General features: G+C 35.5%; 17 protein-coding genes. 11 read left to right on the plus strand and 6 right to left on the minus strand.

Going from position 1 to position 25,117, the window contains the following annotated elements; translation table 11 throughout:
- Window positions 1–28 precede the first annotated feature (28 nt).
- The 9 genes from ACEN2N_RS00220 (at window position 29) to ACEN2N_RS00260 (ending at window position 10,344) form a co-directional block, all read left to right on the plus strand.
- Window positions 29–517, plus strand: a complete 489-nt coding sequence (locus ACEN2N_RS00220; protein ID WP_441822443.1) for a GlcG/HbpS family heme-binding protein — start codon at window positions 29–31, stop codon at window positions 515–517.
- Window positions 518–539: 22 nt separating this feature from the next.
- Window positions 540–2,066 carry a Dabb family protein gene (locus ACEN2N_RS00225; protein ID WP_441822444.1) on the plus strand — a complete coding sequence of 509 codons (1,527 nt, stop codon included), beginning with the start codon at window positions 540–542 and terminating at the stop codon, window positions 2,064–2,066.
- A gap of 11 nt (window positions 2,067–2,077) precedes the next feature.
- Window positions 2,078–2,797 carry a 3-ketoacyl-ACP reductase gene (locus tag ACEN2N_RS00230; RefSeq protein ID WP_441822445.1) on the plus strand — a complete coding sequence of 240 codons (720 nt, stop codon included), beginning with the start codon at window positions 2,078–2,080 and terminating at the stop codon, window positions 2,795–2,797.
- Between the two features lie 282 nt (window positions 2,798–3,079).
- Window positions 3,080–4,138 carry a family 16 glycosylhydrolase gene (locus ACEN2N_RS00235; protein ID WP_441822446.1) on the plus strand — a complete coding sequence of 353 codons (1,059 nt, stop codon included), beginning with the start codon at window positions 3,080–3,082 and terminating at the stop codon, window positions 4,136–4,138.
- Window positions 4,139–4,362: 224 nt separating this feature from the next.
- Window positions 4,363–5,667, plus strand: coding sequence for a sulfatase-like hydrolase/transferase (locus ACEN2N_RS00240; RefSeq protein WP_441822447.1), 1,305 nt, complete (start codon window positions 4,363–4,365; stop codon window positions 5,665–5,667).
- A gap of 88 nt (window positions 5,668–5,755) precedes the next feature.
- Window positions 5,756–7,594 carry a sulfatase family protein gene (locus tag ACEN2N_RS00245; protein WP_441822448.1) on the plus strand — a complete coding sequence of 613 codons (1,839 nt, stop codon included), beginning with the start codon at window positions 5,756–5,758 and terminating at the stop codon, window positions 7,592–7,594.
- A gap of 32 nt (window positions 7,595–7,626) precedes the next feature.
- The gene (locus ACEN2N_RS00250; RefSeq protein ID WP_441822449.1) at window positions 7,627–8,517 is read left to right on the plus strand and encodes a family 16 glycosylhydrolase; all 891 of its coding nucleotides are present in this window, start codon (window positions 7,627–7,629) and stop codon (window positions 8,515–8,517) included.
- A gap of 187 nt (window positions 8,518–8,704) precedes the next feature.
- Window positions 8,705–9,955, plus strand: coding sequence for a glycoside hydrolase family 117 protein (locus ACEN2N_RS00255; RefSeq protein WP_441822450.1), 1,251 nt, complete (start codon window positions 8,705–8,707; stop codon window positions 9,953–9,955).
- Window positions 9,955–10,344 carry a hypothetical protein gene (locus ACEN2N_RS00260; RefSeq protein ID WP_441822451.1) on the plus strand — a complete coding sequence of 130 codons (390 nt, stop codon included), beginning with the start codon at window positions 9,955–9,957 and terminating at the stop codon, window positions 10,342–10,344. Before ACEN2N_RS00255 ends, ACEN2N_RS00260 begins: the two co-directional genes overlap by 1 nt.
- Before the next feature lie 70 nt (window positions 10,345–10,414).
- On the opposite strand, the gene ACEN2N_RS00265 is transcribed toward ACEN2N_RS00260, so the two are convergent.
- From ACEN2N_RS00265 to ACEN2N_RS00290, 6 genes are all read right to left on the minus strand, one after another.
- On the minus strand, window positions 10,415–11,983 hold the full coding sequence (locus ACEN2N_RS00265) for an alpha-L-fucosidase (RefSeq protein WP_441822452.1): 1,569 nt from the start codon (window positions 11,981–11,983) through the stop codon (window positions 10,415–10,417).
- Window positions 11,984–12,066: 83 nt separating this feature from the next.
- Window positions 12,067–13,575: a sulfatase family protein gene (locus ACEN2N_RS00270; RefSeq protein ID WP_441822453.1), complete on the minus strand. Its 1,509-nt coding sequence runs from the start codon at window positions 13,573–13,575 to the stop codon at window positions 12,067–12,069.
- A 112-nt stretch (window positions 13,576–13,687) separates the two neighbouring features.
- Window positions 13,688–14,611 carry a 3-keto-disaccharide hydrolase gene (locus ACEN2N_RS00275; protein ID WP_441822454.1) on the minus strand — a complete coding sequence of 308 codons (924 nt, stop codon included), beginning with the start codon at window positions 14,609–14,611 and terminating at the stop codon, window positions 13,688–13,690.
- A gap of 78 nt (window positions 14,612–14,689) precedes the next feature.
- The gene (locus tag ACEN2N_RS00280) at window positions 14,690–16,237 is read right to left on the minus strand and encodes an alpha-L-fucosidase (protein WP_441822455.1); all 1,548 of its coding nucleotides are present in this window, start codon (window positions 16,235–16,237) and stop codon (window positions 14,690–14,692) included.
- A 117-nt stretch (window positions 16,238–16,354) separates the two neighbouring features.
- Entirely contained in the window at window positions 16,355–17,977 is a 1,623-nt protein-coding gene (locus ACEN2N_RS00285; protein WP_441822456.1) for an apiosidase-like domain-containing protein, read from the minus strand.
- A gap of 40 nt (window positions 17,978–18,017) precedes the next feature.
- The gene (locus ACEN2N_RS00290) at window positions 18,018–19,679 is read right to left on the minus strand and encodes a sulfatase family protein (RefSeq protein WP_441822457.1); all 1,662 of its coding nucleotides are present in this window, start codon (window positions 19,677–19,679) and stop codon (window positions 18,018–18,020) included.
- Between the two features lie 575 nt (window positions 19,680–20,254).
- Here ACEN2N_RS00290 and ACEN2N_RS00295 point away from each other — a divergent pair.
- Together ACEN2N_RS00295 and ACEN2N_RS00300 are read left to right on the plus strand one after the other, a co-directional pair.
- A complete protein-coding gene (locus ACEN2N_RS00295) occupies window positions 20,255–23,548 on the plus strand; it encodes a SusC/RagA family TonB-linked outer membrane protein (protein WP_441822458.1) in 3,294 nt (1,097 codons plus the stop codon).
- 11 nt (window positions 23,549–23,559) lie between these two features.
- On the plus strand, window positions 23,560–25,107 hold the full coding sequence (locus ACEN2N_RS00300) for a RagB/SusD family nutrient uptake outer membrane protein (RefSeq protein ID WP_441822459.1): 1,548 nt from the start codon (window positions 23,560–23,562) through the stop codon (window positions 25,105–25,107).
- Window positions 25,108–25,117: the final 10 nt, after the last annotated feature.

Here is a 25,117-nt window from a genome sequence, read left to right on the forward strand (position 1 = left end):
TTTGTAAGCTTAACTAATAAACGTAATTATGAACTTATTTAAGCAAATTAAAGTGTGGGTTGTCGCACTGGCATTAACAACTATTTCAACTACAACTTATGCTCAAATTACAAATGACATTTCGCACGATGAAGCCTTTGAAATTCTTTTAGCCGCAAAGAAAAATGCTGAAGATTCAAATGTACTGGTAAACATTGCAGTGGTCGATGCAGGTGCAAATTTAAAAGCATTCATTCGAATGGATGATTCATTTTTAGGCAGTATAGACGTAGCTATAAAAAAAGCAAAGACGGCAAGATATTTTGATACTGACACAGGTGAATTGGGCGAATTAACCCAACCAGGTGGTATTATTTACAATATTGAGCATTCTAATGGTGGTCTAATGACTTTTCCTGGCGGCTTACCTATCCAAAATAAAGACGGTAAAATTATTGGAGCCATCGGTGTAAGCGGCGGAACAATAGAACAAGATAGAGCAATAGCTACAGCAGGAGCAAAATCAATAGTAGACTAATTATTTACAAAGAAATATAGTTATGAAAATTATAAAACATTTTGCACTAATCATCATCGTCGCATTATCGCAATTAAGCCTTGCTCAAAATTTAGATGATTCGATGCTTTACAGAAAAGACTTCAAAAGCATTACTGGAAAAAACACAGTTTCGGTAACTAGCTACGAAAAAAACGGAATTCATCTTGTTTATGCTGGTGGCGTAGGTAATGTAGACGTATACAGTTTAGATAAAGAAGGTATACTTAACCCCATTAGCAATCACGAATTACATATGCAAACAGGACCAGCACGAGGTATGGTTGCCGATAACATTAATGGAACCGACTTCCTTTTTGTGGCAAACAAACATGGTAATGTTATAGAAACCTTTAAGATTTTAGACAACGGATCTTTAGAACGTGTTTCTCTCGTTGAAGATACTGATGAAACCTATTTGGGAACGGCAATTACCTTACAAGTAATACATATGAAAAATGCATCATATCTGTTCATTGGTGGCTTAGAAGAAACACCAGGCTTAAGTAGTTTTAAAATACAACACGACGGAAATCTAACGCACGTGCAATCTATGAAAGATGATGAAACCATACACACTGATGGAATTATCGGCATGTTCATACACAAAATAAAGGGTAAAACTTTTTTATACACAGGAGGTTTTCAAGACAATGGCGTAAGTAGTTTTAGAGTCTATGATGACGGAACTTTCAAGAACATAAACAATATTAGTGATAATAATACCGATAGATATTTAACAGGAGCTTACCCAGTAACAGGAGTAACTTTAGGCGAAAATAAGTACGTAATAGTAGGTCATAGACATCACAAATACTACGAACGAAATGGTTTTATTAAAAAAACAGATTTTGAATATCATGGTGATGGTGTTAGTGTATTTAAAGTGAATAAAAAAGGGGCTTTAGTACCACATTTTGTTCTTAAAGATGATGAAACCACCAAATTACAAGGACAAACACGAATTGAAATTGTTTCAACCGATAATAACGAAGCTGTTTTAGCAGTTGGCACAAGAGATGATGCGAGTATTCAATTATTAAAATTAAACGAAGCTGGCGTTCTTAGTCCTATCAATTATTTAGAAACAGGATTCTCAATCTATTACGGTTTAAAATCTCATAAAATTGGAGAAGACAACTTCTTAATTGCTGGTTCTTTTCGTTTTGATTTAGGAAAGATAGCAACCTATAAAATTGCACCGAAAATTAATAGAGAAGGTAAAGTTTTAAGACACATCGTAAATCTTAAATATAAAGAAGAAGCTACCCAAGCTCAAGTTGACGAAGCGGTTGAAACCTTTTTACAGTTACAGAATGAAATTCCAGAAATCGCCAACATCGAATGGGGAGAGAACGATAGTACCGAAGGTGCCAGTCAAGGTTTTACGCATACCTTCACAATAACATTTAATGACGAGCATGCCAGAGAAATTTATCTTTTTCATAAAGCACATTTAGATTTGGTAAGTAAAGTTGGTCCAATAATAGGAGGTGCTTTTATAATGGATTATTGGACAGAAGTTAACTAATACGAAAAAACATGAGCAATCTAAAAAATAAAAAAGCCATCATCACAGGTGGTGGTAGAGGTCTTGGGAAAGCGACGGCAATCGCCTTTGCCAAAGAAGGTATTGATGTAGCCATAACCGGTAGAACCGAAAGTACATTAAAAGAAACCGTTGCAGAAATAGAAGCTCTGGGCGTTAGCGCTACTTATGCGGTATTCGATGTAAGCAATTATGAGGATGTCAAAACAAGTATTAAAAACGTTATAAATACATTAGGCGGTGTCGATATTTTGGTCAATAACGCAGGTATAGGGGGCTTTGGATCATTTAATGACATGCCGGTTGAACAATGGACTCAGATTATACAAACCAATCTTATGGGCATGTATTATGTGACTAAAGAAGTTTTGCCTTATTTAATTGCTAAAAATGAAGGCGATATTATTAATGTGTCTTCTACAGCAGGATTAAATGGTAATGCAACCACATCAGCCTATTCAGCGTCAAAATTTGCAGTTATTGGTATGTCTGAATCTTTGATGAAGGAAGTACGTAAAAATAATATTAGGGTTGTTACATTGACCCCAAGCACCATAGAATCAGATATGTCGATTGAAGCAGGTATTGCAAAAAAGGGTTCGGAAGATAGCGTATTACAACCCGAAGATTTTGCTGAATTGATTCTTGCCGGTTTAAAACTTCCTAGAAGAGCTATGCTTAAAGGGGCTTCTTTGTGGTCAACGAATCCTTAAAATTATTGCAATTGGTTGAGTAATCATGAAAATTACTTAACCAATTTCTTATGGAAGAATCATCAAATAAAAAAAACGCTTCTATTCCTTTTCCTATTAGCCAGCATAGTTAAGGCGCAAGACCGATCCAATATTGTTTTCATTTTAACCGATGACCAGTCGTATGACTTGTTAGGTTTCACAGGTAACCCCATTGTTCAGACCCCAAAACCTCTTTAAAACCATATGTGCTAGTCTTCTGAACATTTAAAGAATTGACTAAAGATAACAGGCATTAGCTTTATGAAAAAATTAAAAGCAATGACCAAAACACTTAACGTTATATCCCTTTTTGTAATGATTGGCATTTTTGCCTGTAGTAATTCTAGCAATGATGAGATCGAAATAGTACCTAAAGAAAATCAAATTGAAACTCCAGTCAATGAGAACGAAACAGACACTTCCCCTAGCCCTACTTTTTTAGCCAATCAAGATCCTAAACCTGATAATAAAAAATGGACACAAGTAGATGCTCTTTCTGATGAATTTGATAGTGCCGAATTAGATGCAAGCAAATGGAACCCAACTCCAGAATTTATTTGGAACGGGCAAGATAGGGGCTGGTATGGCTCAAGTAGATTACTTTTTGCAGCAGATAATGTTAGTACAGGAGACGGTTATTTAAGAATAGAAGGCGAAAAATTTGAAAGTCCTAAATACTCACCTAAAGACGACACCAGCAAACCTGCTGAGCGTAGATATGGTGGAGCTTATGTTTACGGTAAAACTTTAGCAGAACCTGGGTATTACATTGAAGCACGTATGAAAGCTAGTAAAACGGCCATGTCTGCAGCATTTTGGTTAAAATCTGAAACCAAACCATGTACAAACAACTTTAATGATGGTGAGAATCTTGAGATAGATATACAAGAATGTGTAGGTGTTTTTACTGGAGAATTAGGTGATGATTGGACAAATGATGATTGGGCAGTAACTTCTGATTGGGATAAAATTTTCCATTACAATACCCATAGACATAATAGCCCATGTAATAATATTGGAGCAAGACAAACAAAAGGAGGTAAAACTAATTTTGAAAAAAATAACTCTGAAGAATTTCATGTTTACGCTGCCTATTGGTACGCAGACGGCAGTAAAGTTGATTTTTATATTGATGGAGCCTTAGAAGAATCTGTTACGCCTGTTATTCCTTTTAATGGAGCACTACGGTTAATTATGTCAAGTAATTTCTATGATTGGATCGAAGAAACTACAGCACAAGAAATGGGTTTTGAACAACCTTTAGAAGATCGTTACACAAAATTTGATTGGGTTAGGGTTTGGAGGCTTGAGAATGATTAAGAATTATAAACTATGGAGTTAGCTTTTTGAATGTATATATTGATTTCCAATTATCTGCATTCTAACCGAATTCCCTTAATTTTCAAAATAAATCATATATGGTAGTATTCTACTAATCCATTACCCTCCCCCCATTTATCAATTGATATTTTTATTTTTTAAAGAATAGCCAATTACATATTTCTAGAACTATATGTTTTTAGTCGATTATAAGAATACGATAAATGAAAAAAATCTTTCTTCTTATTATACTTTTTTTGGGTTTTATAATAAGCTCTTATGCGCAAATGAATATTCTGTTCATAGAATCTGATGACCAGAGCAATCAAGCAGTTGGTGCTTACGGTAATGAAGGTATGATTACGCCCAATATTGATGCTCTTGCCAAAGATGGTACTTCTTTTACAGCAGCGTATAATATGGGCTGTTGGTCTCCCGCTGTTTGTATCCCCAGCAGAACTATGCTTATTTATGGAAAATACATTTGGGAATCCCAAAAAATAAACAAGCAAAACGCTCCAAAGTCGCTACCAGAAAAATTACATGATAGTGGCTACAATACTTTTATGACTGGTAAGTGGCATGCCATGGGAAAAAATGTAAAAGAAATTTTCGACGAAACCGGAAGCATACAACCTGGTCAATTAAAAACCTATAATTCCAATGCTGGACACATTACAGATATTACCGCTAACGAAGCCGTTGCCTTTTTAAACACATATGATAATGTAAAACCATTTTTTGCCTACGTAGCATTCAATGCTCCACATGTACCTAGACAGACCGAGCAAAAATATTACGATATGTATCCTACAGACGAAATGGTCTTGCCACCAAGTGTGGTAGACAACACAGCGTTAAACATAAATGTAAAATACCAATATGCGCCAGACCCTTTAAGAATTAAAACGATGAAGCAACGTATACAGCAAAACAATGCAATGGTAACACATATGGATGCACGCATTGGCGAAATTATACAGGCCCTAAAAGATAAAAACATTTATGACAACACGATTATAGTTTTTACTTCTGATCATGGAATCAATTTTGGTGAAAATGGCGTTGCCGGCAAGGTTTGCCTCTATGAACCCAGTGTTACCGCTCCATTAATTATTAAAGCTCCCTCGGCGAAGCCAAACACCAAAATAACATCTCGTGTGTATTTACAAGATGTGGTACCTACCCTATTTGATTTAATTGATTTAGAAACAACCGACACTATAGATTTTAAAAGTTTAGCTCCTTTACTTACTGAAGATAGAGAAACAAGACCATCTATCTATTTGGCTATGTTCGATGATCAACGAGGCATCATTTCAAAAAATAAAAAACTAATTGTTTATCCTAAAACAGGAAACCTAGAATTATATGATTTGACCAATGACCCTTGGGAAACAAAAAATCTAATCACTAAAAAAAAATCAGAATCTACTATTATTGGTCTTTTGAGCCAACTGAAAGATTGGCAATTACAAACTGAAGATGAAACAAATTTAGCCGACATCTATTCAAAATATAACCTATAACATGAAATAAAAATGGCTACGGTTTCTTTTAAACTCAACCATAATTTTAAAAACTATAAATACACATTAAATAAAAACAGGATTACCAATGAATTTTAAGTCTATTATATTCAGCGTTATTATTGGACTTTCAACTTTTCTCAGAGCTCAAGAAAAACCCAATGTAGTTTGGATTGTATCAGAAGATAATTCAAAGCACTACATGAAACTTTTTGATAAAAACGGTGTAGCAACACCCAACATTGAAAAGCTAGCAAAAAAAGGAGTTCAATTCAACAGGGCTTTTTCAAATGCTGCTGTATGCAGTGCTGCAAGGTCTAGCATTATTACAGGTGTATTTGGACCGAAACTAGCAACACATTATCATAGATCAGAACAAAAAGTAACACTACCTGAAAACATAAAGATGTTTCCTGAATATCTGCGAGATGCCGGGTATTATACGAGCAATAATGCAAAGGAAGATTATAACATTCACAAAAGCAATGAAGTCTGGGATGACTCTTCCAACAAAGCTAGCTGGAGAAACAGAAAAAAAGGACAGCCCTTTTTTCATGTGTATAACATAGGCACCACTCATGAAGGAAGTTTACATTTCTCTCAGAAAGAAATGGAGACATTAAAAACGAAGACTGCCCCAGAATCTGTATTTGTACAACCCAATCATCCACAAATTAAAACCTTTTCATATACAAATGCATTTTACCGCGACAGAATTATTAAGATGGATGCTGAAGTAGGCGAAGTAATCCGGGAATTAGACCGTGACAACCTATTAGAAAGCACTATCATCTTTTACTATGGAGATCATGGCGGAGTTTTACCCAATAGCAAAGGCTATTTAAAAGAAACTGGTTTACATGTTCCTTTAGTAGTCTCCGTTCCTGAAAAATACCAAAACCTATCCCCTTTTTCAAGTGGCACGGCAACAAATACCTTCGTTAGCTTCATAGATTTTAGTGCTACGGTATTAAACTTAGCTGGTATTACAATACCTGAAACCATAGACGGAACACCTTTTTTAGGTACGAACATCTCAAAAAACACCCTACAAAATAATGAAACGTATGGCTATGCTGATCGGTTTGATGAGAAATATGACATGGTCAGAAGCTTGCGAAAAGGCAACTTAAAATATATAAGAAACTTTCAACCTTTCATGGTCGATGGACTTATGAATAACTATAGGTACAAGCAATTGGCTTACACAGAATGGAAAGCACTTTTCGATACTGGAAAACTTAACGACATACAATCACAATTTTTCGAACCTAAGGTTGCCGAAGAATTATATGATGTTGAAAATGACCCTTACGAAACCATCAATCTTGCAAACAATCCTGCATATCGAAAAAGCTTAAAACAGCTTAGAAAAAACCTAAGTGGTTGGATGAAATCAATGCCAGACCTGTCATTATATCCTGAAAATTATATTATTGACGAGGCTTTTAATGACCCTATTACATTTGGGCAAGAACACAAAAAAGAAATATCTAGTTATTTAAAAATTGCCAATCTACAAGTAATTTCCTTTAAAGAAGCTCATCCAAAATTGAAAAAATATCTTGAATCTAGCGATGATCTAGAACGCTATTGGGCATTGATTTCGTGTTCTAGTTTTGGCACACAAGCAGTTGAATTTTCTGATCAAATTCAGCAAATGATGAAGTCTGACTCTTTGTTGATCAATAGAATGCGCGCTGCTGAATTTTTAGGTATTACCGGAATATTGGATAGCTCTAAGTATTTAACAGAAATATTATATGAATCTACCAATGAAAAAGAAGCGCTTTTAATACTCAACATTATCGCTTTACAACAAGACTATTATCAGAAATACCAATTTAATATTGACATCAAAAAATTAGACAAGGCTGTTTTCAAAAAAAAACTTATTCAAGAAAGAGTTACCTATTTAAATAATTAAAATCTTATAAAAACCTTTTAAAACCTATACAAATGAAATCAAACTATATCACATTAAAGCAACTACTTTTTACGGGATTGTTTTTAACTGTCGGCACCATGTTTGCTCAAAAATCACCACACTTTAATGATGGTGAAGATCCAAAACCAACTACTCAAAAATGGAAACTGGTCAAAAACATGTCCGATGAATTTGAGGGCAAAAAAGTAGACGAGAAAAAATGGCAAATTTCAGAACAAGGTTGGATAGGTAGAGCCCCAGGCTTATTTCAATCAGAGAATATAAAAGTGGAAGATGGCGGCTTAAAAATCACTACGAAACTACTACCGCAACCAGTAACAAAACAAGGTAAAGAATACACCCATGGTGGCGGTTATGTTGGCTCTATTAATGGTATGACATATGGGTACTATGAATGCGAAATGAAAGCAAATAAAACATTCATGTCCTCGACCTTTTGGCTCATAAACGAGTCTAATGAATTAGAAGACTGTGATAAAAGAACTACAGAGTTAGATATTCAAGAGAGTGTTGGTCAAATTACCAATGATGCCGAATGGATGAAGAATTTTGATGAATCTATGAATTCCAACACACACAGCAGAAATATTCCTGAAGGGTGCGATTACGAAAAAGGCTCGAATAAATCTGGTGCTTTAATTGGCGGCAAAGTATATGATGATTACCATGTGTATGGTGTATGGTGGAAATCAAAAGATGAAGTACAGTTTTTTCTAGACGGTAAATTTCTTGCAAAAGTAACGCCTCCCGCAGATTATAACATTGAAATGTATTTAAGAATGGTCGTAGAAACGTACAACTGGAATCCTGTTCCAGAAGATGGCGGAATGAACGGAACTGAAGCCGAAAGAACGACCACTTACAATTGGGTGCGGTCTTGGGAATTAGTTGATGGTAAGTAAACTACACCCCCCTTGTACTAACTAAATTATTATAATTCTAATTTTAATAAAGAATCATTGCTTTGTATTCACAGAAAATATAGGGTACATCATACAGCGTAACATTAGGATAATAAATAATAAGAAATGTCTTTAAAAGAAAACTTTAGTCCTACGAGCAAAAAACACTAATTATAGATTAAATAAAATGAAAATACACACACCCTTTATACCCGTTATCGCTTTATTTTTTTTGGTTGCATTTAGCGTAAACGCACAATCTTTCCCCTATAAGCTGCCAAAAGAAAAACCATCAATACCGTTAAGTATTTCCTTAGAGCGTAATTATGATAGTTATCTGGCACCTGAACCAAAAGATAATGAGCTTTATTCTCAATTTAAATATACTGAGTTAAAAGGCTTAGATTATAGTAATCATGATGGTACCATAAGTAGAAGAGATCCTTCTAAAGTAATTTTTGAGAACGGTAAATATTATGTTTGGTATACCTATCGACATACCGCTACCCCTCCTAAAGGTGCCGCATCTGCAACAGAAACAATCCCTTCGGCTGATTGGGATTTGGCTGAAATCTGGTATGCAACGAGCAAAGACGGCTTTACTTGGGTAGAGCAAGGTGTTGCTATTCCTCGACCTCCAAAACCCAATTTGGGCCACCGTTCCGTATCAACAGCCGATATTCTTAAATGGAAAGGAAAGTACTATATGTATTACCAAGGTTTTAGTGAGCCTAGTGGAACAAGAGGTGATGATTGCCCTGTTTTAATGTCTTCGGCAACTTCGCCAGATGGACCTTGGACCGCCACGAACAAAATTGTTATACCTAATGGGGCAAAAGATTCTTGGGATCAATACTCCATCCATGACCCCTATCCACTCGTTTATAAAGGCAAGATATACCTGTACTATAAATCTGATTTTAATGGAGAACCAAACTTGGTAAGAATGCAAGGACTAGCTACTGCTGAGGATCCATTTGGACCATTTACTAAAAACCCCTTAAACCCAGTATTGAATTCTGGTCACGAGACTACCCTTTTTCCTTTTAAAACGGGTATAGCTGCCCTAAGTATTAGAGATGGAAATGAACACAACACCATACAATATTCAGAAGACGGAATCAATTTTAATATTGTAGCTATTACAGAATTAATGCCAGATGCGGCAGGTCCTTTTATTCCCGATGCCTTTACCAATACAAAAAATGGAAGAGGTATTACCTGGGGGATATCACATTTTACTAGCGTAAATGGTTGGGACACAAATCACGCTGTATTAGCTCGATTTGATTGTGATTTGAGCTTAGATATAGATGATCAAGGCATGAAAAAAGCACATATCTACCACAGGCCCGAATTTTACTATACGCAGGGATTAAATAAAGAGCAGCAAGAGCGTATTCATTTGCAAAATGAAGCATTAAAAGAAAAAGAGTAATGACCAAATTTAAGTATCTAATTGCTGGCTTCTTTGTTCTCATACACCTTTTAGTTGTTGGGCAAACCTCAAGTGTCAAATCAGAAATACAATACCTATCGGGTACCGGAAAAGATACTACTGTAGATTGGCAATTCTATTGCTCTGAAGGAATGAACAGTGGTGTCTGGACCACCATTGGGGTACCCTCTTGTTGGGAACAACAAAGTTTTGGCGGTTATAATTATGGGCAAGATGATCTTGCTACACGCCATAAAGAATTTGGTCTTTATAAACATCAATTTCTGGCTACTGAAGAATGGGAACTTACCTCAGAGAGTTTTTATTTAACCATGACCAACGTTGAAAAGAACGACTTAGCCATGGTTTTTAAGTTTGAATTAGAATAACAATTAAAAAACACAAACACGAATCAAATTATAGTGTTTGTGTTTTTTTAATCGATTAACAGTATTGAGTTTAATCTACATGAGCATCAATATTACCCCCAATATTATTTTCTTTATACCCTTCTAACACAACTTTAAAAGCATGTGCATAATTAGAAGGTAACTTAACTGGGGCTTGTAGTACCAGACCACGTTCATCTCTTGTCCACTTAATTTCCTCATCACTTCCTAAAAGAGAGATATGTTCGATTTTAGAATTTAAGACGCCAATATCGGTAGATAATGATTTCACTACAATTTCAGTATCAGGGGTGTCCATTACGATAATGTAAAATTCTTTATCCGATTTTTTAGTAAATCTTATATCCGTATTCTTATATTCTATTTTGAATTTCTCTACTTTATGTCCGCCTTCCGGTAAACGCGTAGGTCCTTCTCCGAATATCGTCCAAGGTCTAGTACCGTAGATAGCATCGCCATTAATAGCCAACCAACATCCCATATCAATTAATAGGTCTTGCATCTCTTGAGGAATAGAACCATCGGGATTAGGAGGTACATTTAAAAGCATCAATCCATTTTTTGAAACAATGTCCACTAGAATATCAACCAGCTCATTTGGAGTTTTGAATTTTGCATTTGGTCTATAAAACCAGGCACCAGGGGAAGTATCTGTTAACCACGAAGGAGACTTTGGCTGATTTGGTCTGCCACGTTCATAATCTTTAACAGCAACCGTTTCAGGAAAAGTAGTTTCTTTATAAGATACCACAACCTCTTTATTCCATTCTATACCTTTGTTATAATAATAAGCTAAGAACTCTAGTCGAGACTCTTCGGTCATATTTTCTAGCCACCAATCAAACCAAATTAATTCTGGCTGATATACATCTATGTACTCCTTCATTTTTGCCCACCAATCTTTATAAAATTGTTCATCTGGAGTATCAGATTCTAACGAGTGTGGGTTGGTATACAAGTCATAATCTTCAGCGTTCACACCACCGTACTTATGGGCTGGAGCAAAATATTTCCATGTAAATGCATGATGAAAAGAAGCCATAAATTTTAAGCCTTTAGCTTCAATTTCTTTCTTTAACTCTGCCGAAGGGTCTATTCCCCCATAATTCATAGAATTCCATCTTGTAGTTTTGCTATCCCACATGGCAAAATTATCATGGTGCATAGCCACAGGTCCTGCAAATTTAGCTCCCGATTTTACAAACAGCTCTGCCCATTGTTTCGCATCAAATGCTGATGGATCAAATTGTTCTATGATATGTTTATATCCATATTTTTTAGGATTTCCATATTTTTTAGAATGATGTTCAAAATTAGAGGTAGGGTTGCCGTTTTTAGTTGGTACTCTTTTACCATCTTCATACATTTTCATGCCGTGCCAACCTGAGTAGAATTTATCGGGTTCTGTACCTTCAAAAGCTGAAGAAACGGGTCCCCAATGAGCATAGATACCAAATTTTGCATCTTGAAACCAATCAGGGCTAGCATTCACTTTTTCTAGGGATTCCCAATTTTCTTCAAATTTAGGGCTCTTGCTTTTATCTACCGTATTACTATCTTGACCATAAGCAAGAGAAAAAAACACGGACAGGCATAGCGTAAATTTTATTTTTTTCATTTTAAATTGAATTATGTTTAGCCCATTATCTTAACTGATTATTCTATCAGAAAAAGCGACGTAGCCTAAAGTGTATCTATTAATTATATTTTTGTTCCTTCACCACTAGATCGAAGTGTATTGTAGGCATTAAAAAGTTCTTCTATCTTTTCTTTGTATTTAGGCTTATTTACCAAATTGAATTTTTCATTCTCTTCGCTATTATTTTTTAAATTGAATAATGCCAACGGCTTTCTTGTATTGTCGGTTTTATCTTTTTTATCGAAAGCAATTATCAATTTATAACCGTCTTTAACAATCATAGCTTCTCGACTAGTACCCGATTGATTTATTAAGTATGGATGTACCTCTCTAGAAGTTTGCCCTAAAAGCGTTGGTAATAAATTAGCCGAATCGTTGGCTTGGTTTTCTTCAATTTCTTGGTTTGTAATTGCAGCAAGCGTGCCTAATACATCGAGACCTAAAACAGGCGTGTTAGAAATAGAACCCGGTTCAATTTTACCCGCCCAAGAGGCAATAAATGGAACTCGTTGACCACCTTCATAAGGTTGGTTTTTACCGCCACGATAAATATCATTAGATCGGTGACCAGAGGCCATAGTTTCCTTTCTTTGCAGACCACCATTATCAGAAGTAAAAATGATTAATGTATTCTCGTATATACCTTTCTTTTTAAGCGTTTCTATTAGCATCGCCATTTGTATATCTAATTCTTTCACCAAATCTAAATGGTGCGATGGTGTCGTTTCCGCTATTTTTATATCATTAAGCTCTTTGGTAGGTGTATGTGGCAAATGCACCGCAAGAGAACAGTAATACATAAAGAAGGGTTTATCTTTATTGGTAGTTTCAATAAAATCTATGGCTTTATTTACTAATAGAGGCCCCATATTATGAGGATCCCAAGCGGTGTCACCTAAACCTTCATCTTTATCTAGCTTAACACCAAGTTTGGTCATGTTCTCTTGAGAAATATAACCTATTTCAGAATTCTCACTCAAAGGCATCCATTTTTGGTTCTCATAGACTACGTAAGGTACATTCTGGATTCCGGCAGGGAAAGTTAGGCTATAATCAAATCCGTTTTGTATTGGTCCTTTACCTGCTATTTGCCGAACATCAACATCAAGTTCTACATGTTTGCGTGGGCCTTCATGTATTTGAGTAGAATCTCCTTTTTTATAGAAGTCCATTCCAAAACCCCATTTACCTAAAAAAGCAGTTTGGTAGCCTGCATTTTTCATCAACTTACCCAAGGTCAATTGATCTGGTTCAATTGGTGAAGGTTGGTAGGCACCCCAAACACCCCACGGCGCATAACTGCGGTAACAATTATTACCTGTCATAATTGCATATCTTGAAGGAGCACAAAGGGCAGCAGGTGAATGTGCATCTGTAAAAACCATACCTTCTTTAGCAAGTTGATCTAAAGCAGGTGTTTCTACCACAATATTTTCAGAGTGCATTTTTCTATAATAAGAAACATCGCCTACACCTATATCATCAGCTAAAACCACAATAACATTTGGCTTTTCTTGAGCCGATAAAAGTGCTGTTATTACAAAAAGGCAAGTAGTAGCAAAATTTTTCATTCAATTATTTTAAAAAGGGATTACTAGAATAGTAATACACTCAAAAATAATTTAATAGCACACTATAGCTAATAACGTATGATTCTGAAACTAGAACGGATGATTAAACAGATTAAAAATCAGTGTATTTTGAAGGAAAGCTACTTATCGGAGTAAGTGTAAGGTTCTTATAGTAAACCTCAGCAGCTTCTGATTGTAATTGAATCTTACCTTTAACAACTTGTATAGTTGAACCATCTATGTTATACCTAGCATTTTTTACCCTGTTTACCACAATACCATTTACAAGATGAATACTCTCACTGCCTATACAATAGATTTCTAATGTATTCCATTGACCATGTGGCTTTTCATGAAGCTCAGATTTACTTGCCTGACTGGCGACAAATTCAGGACCGTATTTTAAAGGGGTAACAACACCTTTAGAATTATAAATATAATATGGTTTTCCATTATCTTTTACTAGTCTTTCGACTGGCACATCTCCATATACATTGCCTAAAGCAATGAAATCGCCACAATCACCTTCTTGAACTTGAAATTCTAAGCTAGCCATCCATACATTCCAAAATGCACCGTGCGGACCTTGAGCATGGTAAAGTATTCCACTGTCTCTTTTTGTATTCAGCCTTGGTTCCCATTTCTTATCTCCCCATTTAAATTGTACCGAAAGGTGATAATTACCATATTCATTTTTGGTGGTTAAACCTCCATAAATTTCTCCTGTGATTTTTAATATAGTTTCTCCATTTTCTTTTTGTACCGAAAATACATTCTTAGGGTCATTATGCAAGCCTAAGGGTTTTCCTGTTTGTACATTATCAAACTTCTCTACATCTAAATCTACCGATGTATGAACGGCGCCCATCCAAATTTCCCATTCCGACAAATTAGCATCTAGCATATGTATAGCTTCATTATCTAGGCTGTTTTTTACATCTAAATCTATTGTCGATTTGCATCCGAAAAGCAAAGTGAAAAATAAGATTGAGCTAATTAATACTTGGTAAGACCAACACTGCTTTAGTAATTTCATGATAATGGATTTTAATAAAAAAAAGCCAAGACCTCTAACAACAAAAGTCTTGGCGAACAATTAAATTAAACTAACAAACTATCGTAAATCGAACTGAATAACATACGCGAAGTCACCTGGTTTTTCTTTAGGCATAGTAACCTTTAAACCGTCAGTCTCTTGACTCCACTTAATTTTATCTGTACTACCTAATACTTTTGCATTGGCAATTTCTAAATCTTTTACATATTCAGAATCTTTAGCTAAAGACTCAATATTTACCATACCGTCTTTGGGCCAATCCAAAACAATGGCAAAAAGCTTATTATCTTTTATAGTAAACCTGATGTCTTTTGATGATAAACCTTCATTATTACCCTCAGAATGATGTCCCTTTTTTACCTCTGTCGGGCCTTCTCCAAAAGTTTTCCAGTATGTAGTATCATAAATGGCATCGCCATTAATCTTTAGCCAATCTCCAATTTTAAACAATATAGCCTGCTGATCTTCTGGGATAGTACCGTCAGATTTTGGACCCACATTTAATAATAGGTTTCCGTTTTTACTTACAATATCTACTAAATCATCTACAATTTCATTAGCTGTTTTAGACTCCCAATTAGTAACATGACTCCAAGAGTTTTTACCTATTGATGTATCTGTTTGCCATGGCAATTTTCGAATACCAGGCAACTTCCCTCTTTCTAAATCGTATACTACCGTACCTTCTGGAAATGCTTCATGAGAGAAGTTTTTATCTTGTAATACCACCTCTTTATTCCATTCTATACCTTTATTATAATAGTATGCCGCTAACTTTGGTCTTTGATCGGCAAAATCAGGAATGTCTAGATAAAAATCGAACCACAAGATATCTGGTTGGTAATTATTGATAATATCTTTAGTTCTTGCCCACCACAATTCTTTGAACTCTTCAGAAACAGGTTCTTTCAAGTCTTTACCTTTTGTTGAATATAAGTCTGCATTTTCAGGATCTGTAGTATCGAATTTATCTTTCTTGTTATAGAACGACCAGTTAAAGGCGAAATGCGAAGAAGCCCCCATAATCATACCTTTTTCACGACCAGCTTTAAATAATTCTCCTAAAATATCTTTTTTAGGTCCCATGTCTACAGAATTCCAACGTGTTACGTTAGACTTGTACATTGCAAAACCATCATGATGTTCTGCTACAGGTATTACATACTTTGCCCCTGCTTTCTCGAAAATATCGATCCATTGATTCGCATCAAAATTTTCTCCTTTAAACATTGGTATGAAATCTTTATAACCGAAATCTTTCTGATCCCCCCATTTTTCTTTGTGATGTAAATACACATCTGATGGTCCTTTTTTCCCAAGTTCTAATTGTGCAGAGAAAGTAGCAGAATCCATATACATATTTCTAGGATACCACTCTGAACTATATGCTGGTACACTATAAGCACCCCAGTGAATAAAAATTCCGAATTTTTGTTTATTAAACCATGCTGGATCTTTATAATTAGCTTTTATAGATTCCCAGTTTGCTTCGTAAACTGGTTTCGCTTGTACTACTGTTTCTTTCTTTTCTTTTTTATCAGCACAAGAAAAGAATGTTGCTGTACAGACCATAAAAGCGAATAACTTATATCTTTTTAAATTCATGGTAAATATCTCTTATTAGTTTTTCTTAATTCCCTTGAAGCGAAATTCGAATTATCTTGGCGAAAGCATTAAAACGTATGTCTTTTATAATAGACCAAATGATTTATATGCTGCTTTTTAAAGTGAATTAAGCCTAGAAATCAATACTGCATCGGCTTTTCCTTGCCATGGCGATATTAGTTTTCCGGTTTTTGGCAACCCTACTTCCTGGCTAAATTCCCCCGTTAAGGTATTGAACCATTGCAATGATCTTTTAGCACTTTCTTTTTTAAGAAAAGCTGCATCTATACCATAGTTTTCTTTATGCATGTAAAGCAACACCGTTTCATTATCATCTGTCAGGTTATAAGCACTACCGTTTTTCCAAGGTGTTGGCTTTAGTTTAGTAAAATCGAATGCTACAAACAGTTTCTGCATATGTTCAAAATACTCGAACTTCGGTTTCACAAAATCATCTGGCTGCTCAAAAGGATTATAGATGATAACATTCCATGAAGCCCCTTGCCAGTAATACGTAGTATAAACACCAGCGAATAAACACATATAGTTTCTACGCAAGCAAGTTTCTGCATTTACATAATCTCCTGTAAAGACAGTATACGGGGACTCTTCATAGCCACCATGTTCAATATTAAAAATCGGTTTGTCTTTAAATTTAGTCTTGGCATCTAGCATTTTGTCATAGATATTATGCGACCAATTTTGAGTGGAAATAAAATCTACTTTTTCAGGAAAATTTGAGCAGTATTTAAAATCGTGAACAGAAACCAATCGATTAAAGTGGTCATTTTCTCGTATTCTTTCAATTCTTCCATGAATATAATCTTCATCTGCCCTACCATAATAAAGCGCCTCTTTAGAAATGTCCCAAATCATATTCGGGAAAGCCTGATACCGTTTTACCACATAATCGAAATACATATTATCCGCATCACTATTCATATCTGGCCAAGCGACCAATTTATTCCATACATAAATCATTAGGTGAGAAGCAATACGCTTGTCATGCATCATACTTATAGTACGATCTAATCTTTGAAAGAAAATAGGGTTCAAAGCAGAGTAGTCTGGATTCTCGTTGTTACCTAAAAAAGGAAAAATATCATCTGGCCCACCAAATTCATGCTCAGGGTGTTGTTTGAGCTTTTCATCCTTTTGCCAACTTACATCATACGAAAACACATTCATTACTATTTGATTAAATCCGTTTTCTTCAATAAGGTTTAATAAATGTTCGGTTTTTGGCAAGTCTTTTTCATTATGATAATCGAGCGCATACAACCAATCGCATTCAAAAGCCAATAGAAAATATGGCGTACCATCTTCATAATAAAAGTGCTGAGGGTCATTATCGCTAACTACTATACCACCATGATTATCACTTTTAGCTTCGGTTACCTTAACCTTGCCTTTCTTGTTGTTAAGCGATGCAATTTCTGATGTGGTTACATAGGTATAATTACCTTCTAAAGTACTTGAGAACCTAATTACCCAATTCTTATTTCCGTTGAAAAAACCAGGCACAATTTGCTGCTCACCATTTTCATGCGTAAAAACTGCTGAAAAATTAGTGGTAAAGGGTGAGTCGCCTATCGTATTACTTTTAAAGTCAATATCAAGAACTTCCCATTTTTGAACAGAAAGTGTTTTCGCAGCATATTTCTCTTTTCTTAGTTGAGAAAAACTACTTGTTGAGCATATAATACATAAAACTGCTGTTAATTTGAATATGGCTCTCATATGAATTTGAATAAAAATTTAAATCAAAAAAAGCTGCTATTTAATCGTTCCAATGCGCATCGATTACCTTCTGAATATGCGGGTACTTATCCCCATCCTCTTCATTCAAGCTCTTTCTTTTTTCTAATAATTGATTTTTTAGATCGGCAATAACATCTCTATATTCAGGGTTATTATAAGCATTATTCATCTCTTTTGGATCTTTGCTTAGGTCATAAAACTCCCAAGCTACAGGGGTATCCATTTCAAAGCGATTGCCCCAGCTCTTCTTGTTCCAAGTTGCAGCTGGATTTTTGGTATCGACCCAATATTTACCATAGAAAAATATTAATTTATATTGTTTTGTACGTATACCAAAATGCGCTGGGTTGGCGTGTGCGTGCGCCATATGCATCCAATATCTATAATAGGTAGACTGTTGCCAATCATCTGGCTCTTCACCAGTTTCTAAAATAGTTTTAAAACTATGCCCTTGCATTTGTTCTGGGGCAGTACCACCTGCTATATCTATTAAGGTAGGTGCAAAATCGGCATTATTGATAATGGCATCAGTTCTAGTACCTGCCTTTATTTTTTCAGGATAACGTACAAAGAATGGCATACGCATAGATTCTTCATACATCCATCTTTTATCGATATAATCATGTTCCCCTAGCATAAACCCTTGATCACCCGTATATACTATTATGGTGTTATCATAAAGTCCCTCATCTTTTAAAAATTTAATTAATCGCGCCACATTATCGTCCACCCCTTTTACGCAACGCAAATATCTTTTTAAATATTCTTGATAAGTGGCATGCGTATATGCCCTATCGCTTAAGTCTAGTTTGTTTTTAAAATCCGCATTAAAATCAGGATTTGAGATTTTCGTAAACTCATCGCTCCATAATCGCATACCCATACTTCTAATAGTATTTCGCTTAGAAACAGACGAGCCTATAACAGTTAATAACGAATCCTTATTTCCTCTAGTGGCAACAGAACCATTATTACCATTTACATACAAACTGGCAGGCTCTGGAATATATGCATCTTCTAAATAATCTTTATATCTAGGTGCATACTCAAAATCATCATGCGGCGCTTTGTAGTGGTGCATTAAAAAAAATGGCTTGTCTTTATTTCTTTTATCCTTTAACCATTCAATAGTTAAATCGGTGATATTATCACTGGAATGCCCCGTAGTTTCAATTCTATTTTTAGGCCATTCTTCCTCACCTTGTACGATAAACTCGGGGTCATGGTATTTACCTTGCCCTGGTAAAACCACATAATAATCAAATGATGCAGGTTCTTCTTCTAAGTGCCATTTACCAACAATAGCAGACTCATATCCTAACTTCTTCATTTCTTGAGGCAAATATTGCCTGTCTGGCGGTATATGCCCCTCCAAGTCTAAAACCCCATTGGCCTGACTATATTGACCTGTAATTATCGTTGCCCTACTTGGGGTACAAATCGCGTTTGTAACAAAACAATTATCAAAGATCATTCCCTCATTCGCTAACTGATCTAAAGCCGGTGTCGGGTTTAGGCTAGCCAATCTACTACCATAAATACCAAAAGCCTGAGTCGTATGGTCATCGGCCATTATATAAATGATGTTTGGTTTTTTAGCCTCAAAAGTTGCTTTAGGAGCTTCTTCACAAGCAGAAAAAAATACACCTATCAGAAAAATAAAAAAGAGTTTTTCGAACATTTTCAAGAGAGTTTTTAAGGTCAAAATTTGCAATACTAAATGCGCTTTACAAAAGTTACCTATTTTTTAGGATTATGGAATAACAAATGATTTTATGAACAAAACATATGAGTAATATGCAATAAGATAGACTATTTATAAAGACATAATTCTATATTTAAACATGATGTTTTCTTCATTCTATTATCGAAGTATACTTATTAAAGGCAGGTTTTTATTTATATAGATTACCTAATAGATGTAGCATCAAAATTTCGAAAATAAACATACATGTAACCTCTTTACCTAAAAATGCTCCTAGCATTTTAAGGTTGTTTATACAACTACCAATAACGAATTACACGCTAAATTACGTAATGCTTCAGATGCTATCAAAAACAGATTTCACAATAGTTAAGTTCGATTATTAAGACAATGGAATTAAAAAGTCCTGAAAATGAAAAATAGTCGCCGCTTTAACATTTTTTTTAGACAAACACATTTGTTACCCTTTAAAAATCATTTGTTATCCTGAGCCCGGTGTAATAATTAAATATTTGCAGAACTAAACTTAATTACATTCACAACTTATGAAAATGAAATTCTTATTTAAACGGAAATCCGGAACCCTACTGATAGCAATTCTAGTGCTATTAGGTATGGGTACCATGAACGCTCAAACGAGCAGCATTCGAGGAACGGTAACATCAGATGACGGTCCATTACCTGGGGTAAGTGTAGTTGTAAAGGGAACTACGAATGGTACTGTTACTGATTTTGACGGGCTGTATACCATTAATGTAAACAGTGATGATGTTTTGGTCTTTACCTATATTGGTTTTACTAAAAAGGAAATCGCCGTTAATGGAAAAACAACAATCAACACAAATTTAGCTGAAGACGTTTCTGCTCTTGACGAGGTAGTTGTTATAGGGTATGGTTCTGCAAGGCGAAAAGATCTTACAGGATCCATAGTATCTATTAAAGCCGAAGAATTAAACAGGGTAAAGCCTGTTTCTTTTGAAGGTGGTATCGCCGGTAAAGCTGCAGGTGTGCAGATCGTGGCCTCTGAAGGTGGACCAGATGCAGGATTCAAAGTACGTGTACGTGGTGGAACATCGATCAACGCCAGTAGTGATCCATTATATGTTATCGATGGCTTTGCTTTACAGGGTGATAACCAAAGTACAGGTGTAGGTTTAGGTAACTCTACTACGAGTCCTTTATCCTCGATTGATCCAAGTACAATAGAATCTATTGAGGTGTTAAAAGATGCTTCTGCTACTGCAATTTATGGTTCTAGAGGTGCAAATGGTGTTATTATAATTACTACTAAAGGTGGTAAAAAAGGAAGATCGACCTTAAACTTTGAAACCTATACATCTGTTGCGACACTAGCAAGAAAAATTGATCTGTTAAAAGGGCAAGAATATGTAGATTGGTGGAACGAATATTTTCCATGGGACCCCAATAGTACACAACCACAACCTTCAGCTTATAGAGATGAATTCGGTAACAATATAAATTTAAATGACCCTAGGGTGATTCTTACCGATTGGCAAGACGAAATTGCTAGAACTGCAATAACAAGTAACTATAACCTCTCTATGACCGGTGGATCTGACACCAATTCTTACGCTGCATCATTTTCATACTTAAATAGTGAAGGTATTATCAAAACCACAGATTTTGAAAGATATAATGCTAGTTTAAGATTGAATCAGAATATTTCGAAAAAATTAAAGGCAGGTGTAAATCTAAATATGGGTTTCACACAATCTAAAGGTGTTGTAACCTCAGCGAGTTCAAATGCTAACGGGCAATCTGGTATTGTTACTAGTGCTGTACTTTTTAGCCCAGTACAAGGTTTAACACGTTATGATGATGCTGAATATGATGAAGATGGTAGAATTCTATCATTACGTTCGGGCGATGTTGTTAACCCAAATAGAATATTAGAAGGTAACACCAACCGTTCATTACGTTTCAATTCTTTTGGTAATGTGTATCTAGAATATCAGTTAGCTGATGGATTAAAATTTACAACTTCACTTAGAGGTAATTTTGGATCTAGTAAAGGCCAAGCATATTTCTCTGAGAAATTTGGATACGGCCAATCTGTAGGTGGTAGAGCTTTTACCAATAACAGTAATAATGTCGGTCTTACCACAGAGCAAAACTTATCGTTCAACAAAACCTATGGTAAGCATAGGCTAAATGCAACTGCAGTATACGAACAACAAGAGTCTTCTTTTGAATTTACCAATGCTAGATCTACCGGTTTTGATTTACCAGGCGTTAACTTGAATAACTTGGCTACGGCACAAGAAACCCTTGCTACATTATCAACGTTTAATAAAAACTCTTTAAGGTCTGTTTTAGGTCGTGTACAATATGATTTTGACGATCGCTATGTTTTAAACCTAAGTGCACGTTATGATGGCTCATCTAGATTTGCCGAAGGTTACAAATGGGGTTTCTTTCCTTCTGCTGGTGTAGCATGGAAAGTATCCAACGAAAATTTCTTAAAAGATAACCAAACAATAAGCAACTTAAAATTAAAAGCAAGTTATGGTGAAACTGGTAATACAGCTATAGGATCTTATAGATCATTACCACAAACAGCTACATCTTCAGCCATTTTCAATGGTAATCAATTAGCCATTGGTGTTGCAATAGGCAATTTAGTTGTCGATGGTTTAACCTGGGAAACTACCTCTCAGCTTGATGCTGGTGTATCTTTAGGTCTATTTAAGAACAGAATTTCTATAGATGCCGAATATTATAAAAAAGAAACAACAAACTTATTATTGGACAGGCCTATACCAGGTACCACAGGTTTTGAAACCGTATTTACAAATGTTGGAAGTTTAGTAAACGAAGGATTGGAATTCGCTGTAAATACAGTGAATATAGATACCGAAAATTTCTCATGGAATTCTAGCTTTAATATTAGTTTTAACGATAATGAGGTTACAGATTTAGGAGGTGCTAATGAATTCTTTACTAGAGCAATTGGTGACAATCAAATTCCTATCGATTATGTTACCCGTGTCGGTGAACCTGTTGGTTCTATTTACGGTATCCAAAATGATGGTTTATACCAATATTCCGATTTTGTTGATTTTGAAGGATTAACAGATGCAGAAGCTGCTCAAAAAATGATACAAGATGCTGCCGATACTGGATTACCGCTTTACGCGCTTAATTACCAACTAAAAGATGGTGTAGTCGTATCTTCCGGTAGAACAGATACATCCACATACAGACCAGGCTTACCGAAGTTAAAAGATCAAATAACTGTAGATACTGATGGTGATGGAATACCTGATAGCGCCGATGGTATAATAAACTCAGATGACAGAACAATCATAGGGCGTACGGTACCAAAGCATTTTGGTGGATTTACAAATAATTTCACATATAAAAACGTAGATCTTTCTATATTAACGTCATGGTCATATGGTAATGATGTTTACAATAAAAACCTTGTAAGAGGAACTGGTCAAAACATTCCGTTCTTTAATAAATATGGTTCTATAAGAGATAGGTGGACACCAGTAAACACTGACACCAATGTGCCTATTATAAATGGTTTTGGTGATGCCGGGGTAAGCGGTAATGCATACTCAGATTATGTAGAAGATGGCTCTTTCTTGAGACTAAGTAACATTACAGTTGGGTATAAATTACCAAATAAAGTTACACAAAGCTTAGGTGTAAAATCTTTTAGACTTTATGCTGCCGCTGATAATTTATATGTGTGGACTAATTATAGTGGTTATGACCCAGAAGTTAGTGTTGGTAACAACCAACTAACACCTGGTTTAGATTCAGACTCTTATCCAAGAGCCAGAACTTTTAGAGTTGGACTTAATATTGGATTTTAAAAAAAATGACTATGAAAAATTATAAAAAAAATTACCTAAAACCATTTATTTTACTCGGAGCAATTATTACCCTTAGCTCATGTAGTGATACATTTTTATCAGAAGACCCAGATACCTTTGTATCTCCACCTTTACTTTTGGTAAATAAAGAAGGAGCAGAAACATATCTTAACGGTGCCTATGATGCCGTACAACAATCTATTGCACCTACTGGTGGCAGCAACCCTGCACCTTGGTCTATTTTTTGGGGTACAGCCGCTGCTGACGAAGTAGTTTTTCCTAACTGGGGCGGTGAGAATAAATTAATATACTTACATCAAGTAACCCCAACAACTGGTAAAATTAACCAAGCATGGGTAAAATATTATGAGTCTTTAAATAGAATAAACAGTGTTGTAGACAGAATTGATGCGATGTCACCAGATCAAATAGAAAGTGATCTAAAAAACAAATACGTGGCTGAAGCAAAATTTCTTAGAACAACTTTAAATTTCGCTTTGGTAAGTTCATGGGAAAATGTTCCTCTACTTAAAAATGAAGTTATTTCATTAGATGACATCAATGTAACGCAAGCTACACCATCAGAAGTATATGACTTTATGGTATCAGATTTAATTTCTGCTTTACCGTATTTACCTACAGAACAAGGTGGCGGTCGTGTAACGGCAGGTGCTGCAAATGCATTATTAGGGAAAATTTACCTACAAATGACTGGTTTTCCATTAAACCAGACCGATAAATTTCCTTTAGCTGAACAAGCATTGAAAAATGTTATGGACAGTGGGGTTTATGAGCTTTTACCAGTATATCGAGATGTTTTTACATTAGATAATGAACAAAGTACAGAGATGGTATTTGCTGTAGGAATTGATGGTCCTGCTTTAGGTGAAGGCGGTCTATTAAGCACATTTTACGGACCACAAGGTAGTGTACAAAACGGGGGAGGCTGGGGAACCTGTCACATTAACCACAGTTTTGCAGATAGCTACGATATTGACAATGATGTGCGTATGATCAACAACATAGCGCGGCATAATGCCAATAACACAGACCCAGAGACTGCTGTAACAGATGAAACTTCATGGACTGTTGGAAAAGATACATGGAGAGGATGGAAATGGCATGCGGAAAGTCCAAATGGGTATGCTAACGATTCTCCTTTTGACTACCCATATATTAGATATGCAGATGTTTTATTATTGTATGCAGAGGCTTTGAACGGTCAAAACAAATTAACTCAGGGCGTAATTGACAATACGGTAAATCGTTTAAGAACAAGAGCTGGTCTTCCAGCAGCAGATATGATGACTTTAGGTTCTCAAGAAGATAATGCTACAGAATTATTATCTGAAAGAAGAAAAGAATTGTGTTTTGAAGGTTGGAGACGTAATGATTTGATCAGGTTTGGAAAATATGCAGAGTCTATCTCAGGAATTACTCAAGGTGGACCAAATGCAGGTGACCCTATCACCCAATACGAAGATTTTGAAATCAGATGGCCTATACCAGATGCTCAAATTCAATTAAACCCTAACCTAGTTCAAAACCCAGGTTACTAAACAAAAACAT

The organism is Maribacter spongiicola (genome assembly GCF_052119685.1).
Classification (GTDB): domain Bacteria; phylum Bacteroidota; class Bacteroidia; order Flavobacteriales; family Flavobacteriaceae; genus Maribacter; species Maribacter spongiicola_A.